14 protein-coding genes and 2 pseudogenes are annotated in these 13,586 nt (G+C 65.4%); 9 read left to right on the forward strand and 7 right to left on the reverse strand.

All coding sequences use genetic code 11. From position 1 onward, the window contains the following. The first annotated feature begins 186 nt into the window (after positions 1–186). Positions 187–750 (forward strand): hypothetical protein, encoded by a 564-nt coding sequence (locus C8258_RS08995; RefSeq protein ID WP_106954755.1) that lies wholly within the window; start codon positions 187–189, stop codon positions 748–750. A 250-nt stretch (positions 751–1,000) separates the two neighbouring features. Then, complete coding sequence (locus C8258_RS09000) at positions 1,001–1,540, forward strand: hypothetical protein (protein ID WP_146161198.1); 540 nt, start codon at positions 1,001–1,003, stop codon at positions 1,538–1,540. 221 nt (positions 1,541–1,761) lie between these two features. Here the strand turns inward: C8258_RS09000 and C8258_RS09005 are convergent, their stop codons facing one another. Beyond that, on the reverse strand, positions 1,762–2,355 hold the full coding sequence (locus C8258_RS09005) for a hypothetical protein (RefSeq protein WP_106954899.1): 594 nt from the start codon (positions 2,353–2,355) through the stop codon (positions 1,762–1,764). Positions 2,356–2,604: 249 nt separating this feature from the next. Beyond that, a pseudogene (locus C8258_RS33135) lies at positions 2,605–2,789 on the reverse strand (transposase); the annotation flags it as partial. Between the two features lie 69 nt (positions 2,790–2,858). Here C8258_RS33135 and C8258_RS09015 point away from each other — a divergent pair. Beyond that, complete coding sequence (locus C8258_RS09015) at positions 2,859–3,293, forward strand: hypothetical protein (protein WP_199195637.1); 435 nt, start codon at positions 2,859–2,861, stop codon at positions 3,291–3,293. A gap of 112 nt (positions 3,294–3,405) precedes the next feature. Here C8258_RS09015 and C8258_RS09020 read toward each other — a convergent pair whose 3' ends face one another. Next, positions 3,406–3,852 (reverse strand): hypothetical protein, encoded by a 447-nt coding sequence (locus C8258_RS09020; protein WP_146161199.1) that lies wholly within the window; start codon positions 3,850–3,852, stop codon positions 3,406–3,408. A gap of 380 nt (positions 3,853–4,232) precedes the next feature. On the opposite strand from C8258_RS09020, the gene C8258_RS32835 reads away from it, so the two are divergent. Next, positions 4,233–4,814, forward strand: a complete 582-nt coding sequence (locus C8258_RS32835) for a transposase (protein ID WP_199195638.1) — start codon at positions 4,233–4,235, stop codon at positions 4,812–4,814. Between the two features lie 50 nt (positions 4,815–4,864). Beyond that, positions 4,865–5,242 carry a transposase gene (locus tag C8258_RS32840; RefSeq protein ID WP_199195639.1) on the forward strand — a complete coding sequence of 126 codons (378 nt, stop codon included), beginning with the start codon at positions 4,865–4,867 and terminating at the stop codon, positions 5,240–5,242. Positions 5,243–5,429: 187 nt separating this feature from the next. Here the strand turns inward: C8258_RS32840 and C8258_RS09030 are convergent, their stop codons facing one another. The 3 genes and pseudogenes from C8258_RS09030 to C8258_RS09040 all read right to left on the reverse strand — a co-directional run bounded on the left by C8258_RS09030 (position 5,430) and on the right by C8258_RS09040 (position 7,873). After that, on the reverse strand, positions 5,430–5,762 hold the full coding sequence (locus C8258_RS09030; RefSeq protein ID WP_158271236.1) for a hypothetical protein: 333 nt from the start codon (positions 5,760–5,762) through the stop codon (positions 5,430–5,432). Positions 5,763–5,793: 31 nt separating this feature from the next. Continuing rightward, positions 5,794–5,982: pseudogene (locus C8258_RS09035) on the reverse strand (leucine zipper domain-containing protein); the annotation flags it as partial. 766 nt (positions 5,983–6,748) lie between these two features. After that, the gene (locus C8258_RS09040; protein ID WP_233224959.1) at positions 6,749–7,873 is read right to left on the reverse strand and encodes a dihydrodipicolinate reductase; all 1,125 of its coding nucleotides are present in this window, start codon (positions 7,871–7,873) and stop codon (positions 6,749–6,751) included. A 489-nt stretch (positions 7,874–8,362) separates the two neighbouring features. On the opposite strand from C8258_RS09040, the gene C8258_RS32545 reads away from it, so the two are divergent. Then, positions 8,363–8,527 (forward strand): hypothetical protein, encoded by a 165-nt coding sequence (locus C8258_RS32545; protein WP_158271237.1) that lies wholly within the window; start codon positions 8,363–8,365, stop codon positions 8,525–8,527. A 496-nt stretch (positions 8,528–9,023) separates the two neighbouring features. Here C8258_RS32545 and C8258_RS09050 read toward each other — a convergent pair whose 3' ends face one another. Then, positions 9,024–9,980: an alpha/beta hydrolase gene (locus tag C8258_RS09050; protein WP_106954760.1), complete on the reverse strand. Its 957-nt coding sequence runs from the start codon at positions 9,978–9,980 to the stop codon at positions 9,024–9,026. A 123-nt stretch (positions 9,981–10,103) separates the two neighbouring features. On the opposite strand from C8258_RS09050, the gene C8258_RS09055 reads away from it, so the two are divergent. The 3 genes from C8258_RS09055 to C8258_RS09065 are packed head-to-tail and all read left to right on the forward strand — an operon-like array spanning position 10,104 to position 13,577. Beyond that, the gene (locus tag C8258_RS09055; RefSeq protein WP_146161200.1) at positions 10,104–10,739 is read left to right on the forward strand and encodes a hypothetical protein; all 636 of its coding nucleotides are present in this window, start codon (positions 10,104–10,106) and stop codon (positions 10,737–10,739) included. Continuing rightward, positions 10,729–12,096, forward strand: a complete 1,368-nt coding sequence (locus C8258_RS09060; protein WP_233224960.1) for a glutamine synthetase — start codon at positions 10,729–10,731, stop codon at positions 12,094–12,096. The genes C8258_RS09055 and C8258_RS09060 overlap by 11 nt, the downstream gene beginning before the upstream one ends. Beyond that, positions 12,093–13,577 carry an aldehyde dehydrogenase family protein gene (locus C8258_RS09065; protein ID WP_233224961.1) on the forward strand — a complete coding sequence of 495 codons (1,485 nt, stop codon included), beginning with the start codon at positions 12,093–12,095 and terminating at the stop codon, positions 13,575–13,577. Before C8258_RS09060 ends, C8258_RS09065 begins: the two co-directional genes overlap by 4 nt. Positions 13,578–13,586: the final 9 nt, after the last annotated feature.

Below are 13,586 nucleotides of genomic sequence, written 5' to 3' on the forward strand. Positions count from 1 at the left end.
ATCGCGGCCGGGCAGTTCCGGATCGGATAGCACGCTCATCGGCATTATGGTGCGTTCGGCCGGACTCGGATCGGCACGGCCAGTTGATCTTCAGCCGCCCCGCGCTGGCCGGCTCGGTCAGCGCGGTATGCCGCATAGAGTGAATCCGCAACGCTCCAAGCCGGACCGAGTGCCACAATCGGGCAGGTGGAAGAGATCGAAAGAATCGCCGAGTCGATCGCCGCCAGTCCTGGCCAGGTGGTCGCGGTGGAAGTCGGTGATCGCGAGCGGGTGGCGGACCTGGTTGCTCGTCTCCAACCGATCTACGACTACGGGTACGACGCCGATGACGGAGCCGACGTTCGGTTGGCGCTCGGGTCTGCCTGCTCGACGCTGGAGCGTGCGCTCGAGCACTTCGCCGCCGCACTGCAGCTTCCCTACGGTGCCGCGCGAACCCTGTGGGAGTTCTTCGAAGCAGTGAGCGAACGCCCTTCCGCGTACCGGAGCTGCCTTGTCGTCGCGGATGCGGCCGAACTGCTCGCCGACGAGGACGAGCTCATGTGGCGCGCACTGGCCGACGAACTGGTCGGTGGACCCCGCTGCATGGGAGGTGGTTGGGACACACTCGTTCTGGTCGATGACCATACTGCTTGGGCACGTTCACGATTCGGATCGGCAGCCGATGCAGAGCTGGCTGCGAAGGCCCGACTTTCCTCTGACGAGTACGCAGCGTTGCAGCGCGGACTGGAATCGCGATACCGAGCCGACTGAGTCGCCAGGAACAGGCCCACACCGACCTCCCATCCGGTAATCGGCAATAGCGGATGCTCTGCGCCGCAAGGGGTCCCGGCCACCGGCCGCTCCGCGCTGGCCGGTTCGGTCAGCGCGGGATGCGGCAGTAGCGGTCGTTCATGGGCAGCCCGAATCTCGTTGTCGGTGTTCGGATCTAACCTCAACTTCCAGCGAGACGAAGATCTCGGCCACGAAACCCAGGGATGTGATGACAGATCACCTGCATGAGATGAGCGTAAAGATCGAGTTGCTACGCCGACGGGGTGCCGTCGATGAGCTCGAGCGCCGATGGGAAGAGGACGACGATTTCTCCGGGAACTACAACGATTCACGCTTGTCGCTGCCTCTGGGCGTCGAACTAGCCGAACATCTGCCAGCAGGACTTCGCGCGCTCTACGCCCTCGCCGATCACCCGCAGTTCGGCGACCTGGAGTTCAACGCGCACCAATTTTTTGGGCCCCAACGGCTGATCGACTCGACAGGCGAAGTCATCGACGCCGGCCACACACTGACCATCGGTCAGGCGCAAGAACAATCGATCGTTCTCGACCTCGATACCGAAACTGTGTTCATCTTCGACTTTCTGTACTTCCGGCATGGTCTGGACAGCGGCTTCGTTCTCCGGTGCGACAGCGTCGCGGAGTTCATCAGCACTGTGGCACTGGGCCCTCGGTATTCGGATATCCACGGCCCTCACGAGACCTGGGGCGAGGCATGGTGGTTGGCCGACCCGGGGTACCTCTACCTTCAAGAACTCGCGTTTGCTTGAGATCGGTCCGATGTACCGCTCATCGGCATTATGGTGCGTTCGTCCAGCTTCGGATCGGAACGGCCCGTTGATCTTTCGATGGCTCGCGCTGGCCGGTTCGGTCAGCGCGGTATACGGCAGGAGAGGACGTTCTGGCGCTGCGTGGCAGAAGGGTCTCCGGTGGGCCGACTCTGACCGCTGTGTGCCGCTCGTGATGTTCGGGCAAGCGGTGAAACCCATTCTCAAGTACGGACATCGAGGCTTGACCGGCACCAGATCGTGAGGTCGCTACCGGTAGCGACCGCCAGGGTGAGCCCGGAGCTGGAGAATCCGGCGGCGCGGAAGGTGGAGTAGTTGGAATGGAAGATATGCCACCAGCCCTGGCCTGGTGGGCCCTTGTAGATGCCGCCGTCCGCTGAGAGCAAGACGCGGTCATTGGGCCAATCGGGAGAGACGACCTCCAAACACCAACCGTCGCGGGTGGTGTGGTGGAGGCCGCCGCCGAAGAGACCCGCGATGTGCACCGGGGTGCCCGCGATCGGTCCGAGCCCGGGGCAGGTCAGGTCCCGGGAGTAATCAGGCGTGCTGGTGTCGGCATCGGGATCGTGGTCTCGGACGATTTTCTCTCCGGTGACCGCATCGAAGAGTCCATGACCGTTGGAGGACACCACCATCACCAGGTCATGTCCGTTGTCGGGATGGATTGCGAAGCCGATGCCCAACAGCCCGCCGACCGGAATCCTACCGGCGGACACCGATTTCCAGGGCGCTGGGGCCGGCTCGACGGGCGCGGCCAGGAAGTGATCGCGCAGCCGTTGCTCATAGTCCGAGAGCAACACATCTCCTATCGGTGGTACCGGAAACCGGTCAAACACTCGACCGCAAGTCGTCGGCCGATGTGAGATCGACATCCCGTCGGAGTTCAAGTCTCGCTGAGCCCCACGATCGCTCGGTAATCGGCTACTTGAGACTGGTCTTCAGACGCTCGTTCATGACGTCAGAATTCTGCGATACTTAACAGGTCTCAGCCGCGTCGGCGCCCGGCCAACCAGCCGCAGCAGTGCGCGTTGCGCGGCCGCGAACCTCTCGGCGGGTGTGGCCCAGTCGAGCGCCCGCGGGGCCGATGGTTGAGTTTCTCGGCGATCTCGTCGAGGTCGTGGTGGGTAAACACAAATAGGTCAACATTCTTGTGCAGGTACTGACGCAAAAGACGGTTCGTGTTCTCGTTGGTGCCGCGCCGCCAAGGATGAGGAGGATCGCAAAAGTACACCGGCATCGCCAGCTCGCGCCATTTCCGGACGCGGTTGGCGTAGATCGGTTCCCGTTCTAGGTTCGGCTTATGGAAACCGTGGTCCAGTCTGCGCCATACGTGAGGGATTGCATCAAGTGCGGATCGCCCGCCGAGGTGACCGTCGTCGAAGTCCTGACGGGTAGCCGGCATCAGTGGGACCTGCACGGGGCATGCCGAAGCTGCGAAACCGATTGGTACGAGTGCGGTTTCGAACCGCCGCCGGCGAGTGTTCGGGCGGCGATCCTGGCAGTCAACGGTTCGAGCGTTCTCGAGCTCAGCGCCGGGACTGCGACGCCGGTATCGGTAATGCGTGTCCTTCGCCAGGCCCGGCCGCTGTCGCTGTCGCAAGCGCGGTCCATGGCCGACGAACTCCTGCGCGCTGGGCTTCGAGGGACTCTCGTGGAAATGGAACTCTTGGCGCGCCCCCTTCGTGCCTCCGGTGCCGTCGTCGCTATTCGGTCGAGCCACACCGACGTCCTTTGAACCTCCTTGTGCCGACGAGTTCGAACGCGGTGCGGCCGTCTCGGACAGCGCGGTATGCGGCAGGAAAGCGTGTTCGGCCCTGCTCGGTCGGACCTCACTACCGGACTGTTCACTACGCCCGATTCCAGGACCCGAGGGCAACCCCTGCTGTCACCTCGGCACTGCCGAGCATTCTGGCGACCTCCGGGGGCCTGGAGCGGCTGAAGTCGTCGTGCACCACGTCCATCGGTGACACGAGGTGATCATTGCCGTCGAGCCCCTTGACGACCAGGACATAGTTCAGCCCTCGATCGTCGGTTATCAAGTCCCAATCCGCTTGGTAGAGAACCAGAATCACCTGAGCGATGTAGGCAGCCAAGGCCGCGTGCAGCCAGAACCAACCATCTTCGTCCAAGGTGTCGTAGTCCTGCACAGCGACGAAGTGGTCGAGAATCGCCAGGAAAGATAGTGGATCTTGGTCCAGGTCAAGTTCTTCCGCTCCGAGCGCCCCTTGCAAGAAGTGGAGATCTTCTCGCCGACTACGCTCCCAAATCGCGATCTTCTCGGCTTTCTCCGACAACGAGCCCTCCAACCAAACTTCACAGACCGAGATGGCACATGCTACGAGTGCACTGAACTCGGCATTACCGCGCGTCAGGCCGGCTTCAGATCGATACCGCCCGTGGATCTTCCGCTGCGTCGCGCTGGCCGGTTCGGTCAGCGCTGTATGCGGCTTACTTAAGACTGGTGTCAGGGTTTGGTCCCGGCCAGGATCGAGCCCAGGTACCCGGTGGGAGGCTCCCTATGCGGCTGCCCGCCGATCGTTTGGTGTGGCTCACTCATGGCTTGCGGCCCACCGGGTTACCGTGCGGGCGTGGCTGGAAAGGGGTCTGCCCTGGCTCGAAGTAGCGGTGCCTTCCTGCACGGACACCTGTTCGTTCGGATCGAGGAAGGACGCTGGTGAGAGTCATCATCGGGATGGACCCACACAAACGCTCGGCCACCATCGAAATCATCGACAAGTCCGCCACCGTGCTGGCGACCGGCCGGTACGGCACTGATGCTGCCGGCTACAGCGAGATGGTCACCGCGGCACAACAATTCCCGGATCGTGTGTGGGCGGTCGAGGGCTGCAATGGTGTGGGCCGTCATGTGGCCCATCGGCTGATCAACGACGGCGAAACGGTGATCGACGTCCCGGCGAAGTTGTCGGCGCAGGTGCGGGTGTTCGCGACTGGCAACGGCCGCAAGACCGACCCGGTCGACGCCCATTCAGTCGCCCTCGCTGCGCTTCGGTCGCCGAATCTGCGGCGGGTGCAAGCGGATCCGGAACTGGTGGCATTGGGGGTGCTGGTCGACCGGCGAGATGAACTGGGCCGGGCCAGCACCGAGTTGCTGAACCGGATCCACCGGCTGCTCACGGAGTTGGTGCCAGGCGGCACCAAGAGGTTCCTGTCAGCCAAGCAGGCGCGTGTGCTGGCCGAGGCCATCACTCCGGTCGATCCCGCGGCTCGGGCCCGCCCGCGCTGGTGCTGGAATTGATCGACGATCTCGAGGTTGTCGATCGGAGAACCAAAGCTGCGGATAAAGAGTTGAAGCAGTTGGTCCTGGACCGTGGGTCTACGTTGATGGACTTGCCCGGCATCGGCCCGTCCGGCGCCGCCCGGCTGCTGGCTGATACCGAAGACATCCACCGGTTCGCCTCACGGGACCGGTTCGCGTCCTGGAACGGCACCGCCCCGCTGGATGCCTCATCCGGACAGCAGCAGCGGCACCGGCTTTCCCGGGCCGGGAACCGGAAGATCAACCGCGTCCTGCACATCATGGCGATCGTCCAGCTGCGTCACCAGACCGCCGGCCGCGTCTACTACGACGGCAAACGCGCCGCCGGGAAGACCTCGATGGAATCGATGCGGGCGCTCAAACGCCGATTGTCGAACGTGGCCTACAACCGGATGCTCGCTGACTAGCGGCGGCGAGACGCGGCAGGCCCGGGAGGGCATTCGGGAACGACAACTGACTCCAGCGTGACCGGCACGACCCCGCACACCGATCCTTCGGACAAGCCACAACCCGGACCTACCGACAACCAGCCTAACGCTGAACTCCCAACCGCCTCTTGACATAAAGGGGAGCCATGTCAGTGCATTCCACACTTCAGACGGATGAGGTGTCCGACTCGTAGGAGAAGCGCCCCACCATGTTCCACCTCCCGTCCGAGTTCTTGACGAATCGATAATTCGCCCCGCACAGGCCGGACTCGAAGCGTTCGTGCAAGTCGACCAGATCGCAGATTGCCTGAACGAGATCGTCGTCGGGGATGTTCGCTGACTGAAGCTCAGAGACGAGGGAGTACTGGATCATTCTGTCTCGCACAGTGATCGACAGTTCCGCGTGGGTCTCGCTCCAGTAGAGATGGCGCAGCACGTGGCCACCCAGGTGCTTGTCTATCGGCTGCTGCTCATCGAGTGGAACGGGAGATCTGCTCACTAGGCTCAGCCTTCCTCATCACAATGCATGCAACACCAGCTAACCCGAACCGGCGAAATCTGTTGAAACACTTGCTCTCACACTGCCCTGTCCGGCCCATCTCGGCGGCAACGTGCGCGATCGGCCGCACCTGGCAGCGTTGCACGAGCCGGTAGCAGCCTAGGCCGAATCGCACCCAAATCGCCGAAGATCTGCTGCTGTCCGAACCCGTTAGCAGCATCGATAGATGCGCTCAATCACGCGACCGATCCAGCCGTAGCGCAGCGGGGCGACGAAATCCCCCCTCGCGCACCATTTCCGGTCAACGGTGACACATCCGGGTGGGTGGGTGTTCAAGTGCACTTGAACACGGAGGATGAGCATGGCTTTTCCCTATGACCTGCACCCGTTTTCCGGCATACGTGCCAGAAGTGACATGCGCGACCGGCGGCCTCGGCTACCCGAGGACGGCGCGCGCCGTTTTACCGGTGATCCCGCTCCAAGGCCCACTGCGATCACGATCGGCGAACAAGTCCTCATATCGCGCCGCGAGTCGGCCCACAGACTGTGCCGTCTCGATCAGCGCGGACGCGATCCGCAAAGCCGCAGCGGACCTGAACCGAGCGTCCGTGCAGCAACCGGCTCGGACCGCGGGCTACGACCTCCCCATCGAATCGTCGAGGTCGACGCCTGCTGGAGCTACTGGCTCGACGACACCGGCCAGAAACCCCGACTGAGAATCAGCCCCGAAGCGCCCGCTTCACTCAGGTAGTAGCCGCCAGTTCGTAGAAGACGTAGAAAGTGTTGTCGGCATACAGAACGTCGCATCGGTGACACCCAGATCGACTGACACACACCCGGAAAACTGACGGCGGACAGCGAGTTTGGGATCACTCGGCAGTGGTGAACATGATCGACAGGCCGATACCGGGAACGCGAAACCACCCGAGCCGCCGGTGCCGTTGCGCCGGAGGCCGGGTGGTGGTCGACCCGATGGCCGCAGTGACCTACGAGGTCACGGGGATCGAGGTCACGGGGATCGAGGTCGCGCGGGCACCCTTGCTGGCGAGGGCGGACACCGGGAGATCGAGGATGGTGCGGAAGCCGGGTTCGGCCGCGGCGACCGCGGACACCGCGTTGCAGGCCATGGCCACTGTCGACAGGAAACTCTCGTAGCCGCCCGGTGCGCTCACCTCGATCGTCTGCTCGCGGCCGACGATGGTGAGGGAGTCACCGCGGGCCACAGGGTCGTCGGTTTCGAAAATGCCGAAGTGCGTGGCGAATTCGATGACCGGCTCGCCGGCCCGGATTCCCCGCGCCCGATGGACGACGCCGGCGACCGTGCCGGCCGGGACGGCGACGTGCTCGCCCGCCCTGTCGTCGCCGGCGACGAGGTGACGCTCCACGGGGTCGACCTCGATGCTGTCGAGGGTCCACTCGAGGCCACGTGCCAGCGCGGCGATGCTCTGGTCGAATCCGACATGCCCCATCACCCGGCCCGACCGCTGCCGCGCGTCGAACTCGTCCGGGGTGAGCCCGAGGCCGAACTTCTGCAGAATGGCGCCGTAGCGACTCATATCCGCTGTGCGCCGCACCGCCACGCGCCGGACCTCGGTGGTCAGCCCGCTGAGCACCAGCGGCAGCGTGTCCATGAGCATGCCCGGGTTGCAGCCGGTGCCCAGTACGGAGACGCCGTGTTCCCGCGCGACCCGGTCGAGCCGAGCCACGATCTCGGGGTGGCTCAGGCTCGGCTCGCGAAGCTCCTCGCAGATCGACACCACGTTCATCCCCCGCTCGAGGAGCGCCGTGATCGTGGGCTCGATTCCCTCCAGCCACGACGACGTGGCGACGACGGCCACGTCGGCGCGCGGCAGCTCCTCGGCCGACGAGACGACCGGCACCGCGGGTGCGTGCGCGACCAGCGACGCCAGATCGGCCCCCAGCGCCGGCCGGATGTCCAGCGCACCCACCAGCGCGCAATCCGCACGAGGGAGGAGGGACTCGACGATGGCGAGACCGGTGGCGCCGAGACCTACGACCGCCACCTCGAGCTTCGGTGGCACGTCCCGCGTCGCTCCCCGAGGCGCGGCAGCGTAGCCGGACGCCGGGTCGAGGGTGTTCGGAGTGCGCATCGCACCGCCTTTCCGGTAGGGGCTGGTTCGAAGGGCACGACCGGCGGACCGCTGCTCGAGCGCATCGGCGCTCGCCTCGATCTCGGCGTCGGCGGGGTTCTGCCCTGACCTTCTGCGATCAGAAGACTTGTTCAGATGACTTTATCACTTGATCAACCCTTGAAACATCTCCTTCCGCGATAGAACTCCCGACGGCCCGGAGTGTTGACCTGCCGCATCGCCTTGGATACGCTCTGGATCAAATGACTTAGACGTATGAATTGTCGCCACTCGTAGGCGAGACCGGCGATCCGTTCACCGATCGACCGACACGGGACTACTCAGTCCCTGCGCGCCGACCATCGTCGCTCGGCGGAATGAACCGAGCGGTGTGGTGACCGACCAAGGGCGTCATCCGCGACAGAACGATGGGCAAGGGAAGCTTCGATGCACTTCGCAGATCCGCAGCCACCGGTCAGGGATGTGCAGCTTCGGATTTGGCTGGGCGGCATGGCTTTCGACTTCCGCACCACCCGTACGGCGGCCCTCACGTTCTTCACCGAATGGGGACGTCGGCGCCGGGAGGCGATCGAGCTGGTCACCGAAACACCTTCCGATACGAGCCTTCTGCCGCGTCTTCCGTGCGAGCGGTTGTTCCACGATCCTGCGAGTTGAGCTTTCGCCCGAGTTCGCGCGATGTGCGCGAGAACTCGGGCGGTCATCGAGAACACGAACAACGAGGGATATCGATATGGAAGACCGCAGCCGGGCGGCCGGTGCAGCATCCACACTGCCGAGGCTCGTCGTACAGCAACAAACGCGGGAAGTGCTCGATCACTTCGGCTCCTGCCCCGAATGTGGTTATGCCGCAAACGCATTCATGAATGTCACCTACTATGCGGACGGCACGGCAACCGTAACCACACGCGGGACATGCGGGCTTCCCTGTGGTTGGTCCGGCCCCACCGAGGTCACCAAGATGACCGGACCTTCCTCGTCACGAGTCGATTTCGCCTGAGCGACGTCTCGACCTCCGTGGCCTGCGGCTACGCAGCCAGAAGCCGCGAGACGAGCGCCCGATCTCGAACGGCGGGATGATGCCGGCCGGGATCGGCGCGCCCGCCCCTGCGCGCAGGAGCCGGTCTCGCCCGCTCGCCGCGGGCGATGCGGCTCAGTGGGCGAAGTGGGTCCGGAGATGGTGCGCCGCGTCGGCGACAGCGCGCCTGGCCTTGTCGATAACAGCCACCTCGGTGAAGAAGCCGTGCGGGACACCGTCGTACCGGCGGATTTCCACCGCGGCGCCGGCACGCGCCGCCGTTGCGGCGAAATGCTCGTAGTCCGACCTCAGTACGTCCACCTCGGCCGCCACCAGCAACGTCGGCGGCAGCGCGTGGAGGGTATCGGACAGGATGGGCACAGCGCGCGGATCCGCTTCGCTGTCCGCGGCGTAGTTCGACCAGAACCACAGCGCGTCGGTCTTGCAGAGGACCGGCGCGTGCTCGAAGGCGTCCCAGGACGGGCCCGCGTGAGCATTCGACGTCGCGGGATAGGCCAGGACGAGCGCCCTCGGCATGGCGCGGCGCGCTTCGGCCAACGAGGTGCAGACCGACAGTGCGAGATTTCCACCGGCGCTGTCACCGGCCAGCGCGATCCGGGACGGGTCGACGCCGAGCGACTCCGCCTCGTGCTCGACCCACTCGTAGGTTCGCAGGCAATCGTCCGCGGCCGCGGGAAAGACGTGTTCGGGGGCCCGCCGGTACTCGACGGAGATGACGACGCACTCCGCCTCGGCGCACAGCGACCTACAGACGTCATCGACGCCGTTCAATGTCCCGACGACGAACCCGCCGCCGTGGATGTAGATCACCGCCGGCAGTCCGACCGCGGACGAAGGGCGGTAACAACGCACTCGGAGTGGATCACCAGGACCCTCGACGGCCCGCTCCTCGACGCTGTGCACCGGACGTATCGGCTGTCGAGCACCGTCGGCCGTATCGAAGATCGACCGCACGCCTTCCACCCCGTACCGGGCGTACGGAGGCGGCGGCGCCTGACTGAGCAGCGCTTGCGCGAACGCGCGCGCGTCCTCGTCGAGCAGGTCGAGCATGGCGGTTTCGGACAGGCCCATCCGAGCCTCCCTTCCAGGTCACCTATCACCTCGCGCAGGAACGAAGCGGGTCTCGGGTATTGACAGAGCACCCGATTAGATCACATGATTAAGTCACATGACCACAGCTGCAGAGAGGCAGACATGTCCGAATCAACGAGTCACGCGGTGACAGGCAATGTGGCGGTGATAGACCGCCCCACCCCGATGGTTCTGTCGGTGGCGCGTCGTCTTCGCGACGCGTTCGCCCGGGGTGCGACATTCACCGCGACCGACGACGTGAGGACGGTCCGCCTGTCTTCGACCACCGACGCCCAGAAGGCCTTCGTCACCTTCACCGGCTCGGAGATCACCGTCGCCGCCGACAGCGGCGCGGAGCCGGTCCTCGCCTGGGATGTGCGATGGCCCGATCCGGCGCCGGCCGAGGTCGACGGCGAAGCGCTGGGTGGCTTCGCGAAAGAGGTCCAGGTGTTGCTGTCCGGACCCGATGTCGACTGGCGTTCGGCGGCGGAGACGTTCTGGGAGCGCGTGAGCGCGGGCCGGGGCATGCCGCCCGGCCTCAACCTCTACTGCTTCGATGCGAACGAATTCGCGTCCTTCGGCGACGCCGCGACCGGCTATACGTTCGTCGGTTCGTCGGCCGCCCTGTCACGCATGTTCGGCGGCCGTTCGCTGGTCGTAGAAGAACTCGAGGGCGGTGAACTCGCGCTGCAGGGTTCTATGTCCGATCTCTCGGCGCTGATCGGTGCCAACCTGAAGGTGGTGTGCGGTGAGCTCTGACCGTTTCGAAGAATTGACCTCGGTGACGCGCGTGCGCGTCGAGGCGACCAACCAGGACGGCGTCCTGATCGGCAAGACGCTCTCGCCGGCGAAGTACCGCTCGTGCCGGGAGAAGGGCATCGCGCTGCCCGACTTGGCCCTGGGTCTGGACCTGAACAACAATTCCGCGCTCGGGTTCGGCTTCCCGGAGTGGCGGCGCAACGGCACGATGACCGACATCGAGCTCCGGCCCGACGAGAGCACGCTGGTCGAATGGAAGCCGGGCCTGGCATCGGTGATCGGCGACCTCTGGACCCTGCAGGGTGAGCCCATCGGTGCAGACCCCCGCCAGGCGCTCAAGCGCATCACGGCCGCGTACGCGGAGCGCGGTCTGAGCATCCTGGCCTCCGTCGAGATCGAAGCGACCGTCTTCCAGGAGTCCATCGATCAGGCGCGCGCCCAGCAGTACCAGAACCTCACACCGCTCGGCGGCAACGCCGGAGCCGCGCTCGTGCACGCGAAGTCTCCTGATTACGTGGAGTACGTGGAGGCCGTCGTCGCCCGGTTCGACGAGATCGGAATTCCCTGGGAGGCATATTCCGACGAGGCCGCCAGCGGTCAGATCGAATTCAACATCGCCCCCGCCGATCCGGTGACCGCCGCGGACCGGTGGGCGCGCGCCCGCCAGATCATGCGCGAGGTCGCCTACTCCCTCGGCCGGTCGATCACCTTCATGTCGAAGTGGTCCGCGGCGTACGGCCAAGGCGCCCACCTCAACGTCTCGGTCAGCGACGAGAACGGCAACATCTTCTTCGACGCGAACAAGCCCGGCGAGCCCAGCGAGCGCATGCTGCACTTCCTCGGTGGCGTGATGGCGACGCTCGAGGCGTCGACGAGCTTCGCCCTGCCGACCATCACCTCCTACCGGCGGCTGATGGAGCTCGAAGGGCCGCCGACCACCCAGACGTGGGGCGTCGCGAACAAGTCGTGTGCCGTTCGCGCGGTGCCGGCCGACAACTCCGCGACACGTCTCGAGTACCGCCTGCCGTCCGCCGACTCCAACATGTACTGCACGCTGGCCGCGTTCCTGGCCGGCGGCTTGCTGGGACTCGACGAGAAGTCGACGCCGCCCGCGCCGTTCGAGCAGATGGCCTGGGCGCTGGTGCCCGGCAGCGTGCCCGCGGTCCCGAAGAACCTCTACGACGCGGTCGCCGCGCTGGATGCCGACGATCAGCTGCGCCGGTACCTCGGTGACGAATTCGTCGACTACTGGGTCGGTCATCGCCGCTGGGAATGGCTGTCGTTCCACACCGAGGCCGAGCGTGACGACGCCCAGCTGTCGGTCTGGGAGTTCCTGCGTTACTTCGAACTCGCATGACCGGCGACGAACACCTGCGTGCCCTGGCCGCCGCCGTCCCCACCTCCTTCGGGATGTGGGAGGGCGGGGCGTGGGCCGATGCGGCCGACTCCGAGACGCTCCCGCTGCGCGATCCGTGGACGGGCGAACAGTTCACCACCGTGCCGTCGGCCGCCTCCGCCGATGTGGATCGCATCGTCAAGAACGCCCGTGCCGCGTTCGACAGCGGTGTGTGGTCGCGGATGGCGCCGACGGCACGGGGTCGCATCCTGATCGCCTGGGCCGACCTGATCGAACGTGATGCCGATCGACTCGCCGTGCTGATCTCCCGGGAGATGGGAAAGCCGGTCCACCAGGCCCGCGACTTCGAGGTCGTCTCCGCCGTGCGGAACCTCCGCTGGTACGGCGAGCTGGCGGACAAGCTGATGGACGACTCGCCGCGTGGCCTCCAGGACGCCGTGGCGTTGGTGACGCGCGAGCCGATGGGTGTCGTGGCAGCCATCACGCCGTGGAACTTCCCGATCAGCCTCGCCATGCTCAAGCTGGCGCCGGCGCTGACTGCCGGAAACAGCGTCGTCCTCAAGCCGGCATTGCAGACCTCGGCCTCGTCACTGCGGCTGGCCGAGTTGAGCAGTCTCGCCGGGCTTCCCGACGGGGTGCTTCAGGTCGTCACCGGACGCGGCGCGACCGTCGGCACGGCACTGAGCCGGCACCACTCCGTGGCGTGTGTGACGTTCACCGGCTCGACCGAGGTCGGCCTGCGGCTCCTCGGCGACTCCGCGGTATCCAACGGTAAGCCGGTATCCCTCGAGCTGGGCGGAAAGTCGCCGAACATCATCTTCGCCGACGCACCCGATCTCGAGCAGGCCGTTCGCACCGCGACATGGGCGTTCACCTTCAACACCGGGCAGATGTGCACCGCCGGGTCGCGGCTGTTCGTGGAGCAGTCGGTGTACGACGAGGTGGTCGCGGGCGTGTGTGATCAGGTCTCGACGCTCACGATCGGCGATCCGCTCGACCCGGGTACGGCGCTCGGCCCACTGAGCAGCCGCAACCAATGCGACACCGTCCTCGAATTCGTCAAATCCGGTGTGCGCGAAGGGGCCACGCTGTTGACGGGCAGTGAGCAAGCCCTCGACGAGGAGCGCTCTCTGGTCTCGCCGACAGTGTTCGTCGACACCGACTCGTCGATGCAGATCACCCGCGCGGAGATCTTCGGGCCGGTCGTGTGCATCCAGCCCTTCCGGGACGAGGACGAAGCGCTCCGGCTCGCCAACGACACCGATTTCGGGCTGGGCGCGTCGGTGTGGACGCGCGACGTCTCGCGAATCCACCGGATGGCCCGCGGACTCGACGCCGGGAACGTCTGGGTGAACTCGTACGAAGAAGGCGTGCCGTCGACTCCGTTCGCGGGCCGGAAGTTGTCCGGCAACGGTGCCGACAAGGGCACCTACGGGCTGGAGAAGTACACCCAGCTGAAGACGACCTGGATCGCCCTGTAGGGCGCTCCC

This window comes from Nocardia sp. MDA0666, assembly GCF_003023875.1.
Taxonomy (GTDB): Bacteria; Actinomycetota; Actinomycetes; order Mycobacteriales; family Mycobacteriaceae; genus Nocardia; species Nocardia aobensis.

Coding starts and splice junctions, on each gene's coding strand:
- C8258_RS09055 (WP_146161200.1), top strand. CDS start 10,104: ATGTCCGAATCAACGAGTCACGCGGTGACAGGCAATGTGGCGGTGATA.
- C8258_RS32545 (WP_158271237.1), top strand. CDS start 8,363: ATGGCTTTCGACTTCCGCACCACCCGTACGGCGGCCCTCACGTTCTTC.
- C8258_RS09015 (WP_199195637.1), top strand. CDS start 2,859: ATGGAAACCGTGGTCCAGTCTGCGCCATACGTGAGGGATTGCATCAAG.
- C8258_RS09000 (WP_146161198.1), top strand. CDS start 1,001: ATGAGCGTAAAGATCGAGTTGCTACGCCGACGGGGTGCCGTCGATGAG.
- C8258_RS09050 (WP_106954760.1), bottom strand. CDS start 9,980: ATGGGCCTGTCCGAAACCGCCATGCTCGACCTGCTCGACGAGGACGCG.
- C8258_RS09040 (WP_233224959.1), bottom strand. CDS start 7,873: ATGCGCACTCCGAACACCCTCGACCCGGCGTCCGGCTACGCTGCCGCG.
- C8258_RS09065 (WP_233224961.1), top strand. CDS start 12,093: ATGACCGGCGACGAACACCTGCGTGCCCTGGCCGCCGCCGTCCCCACC.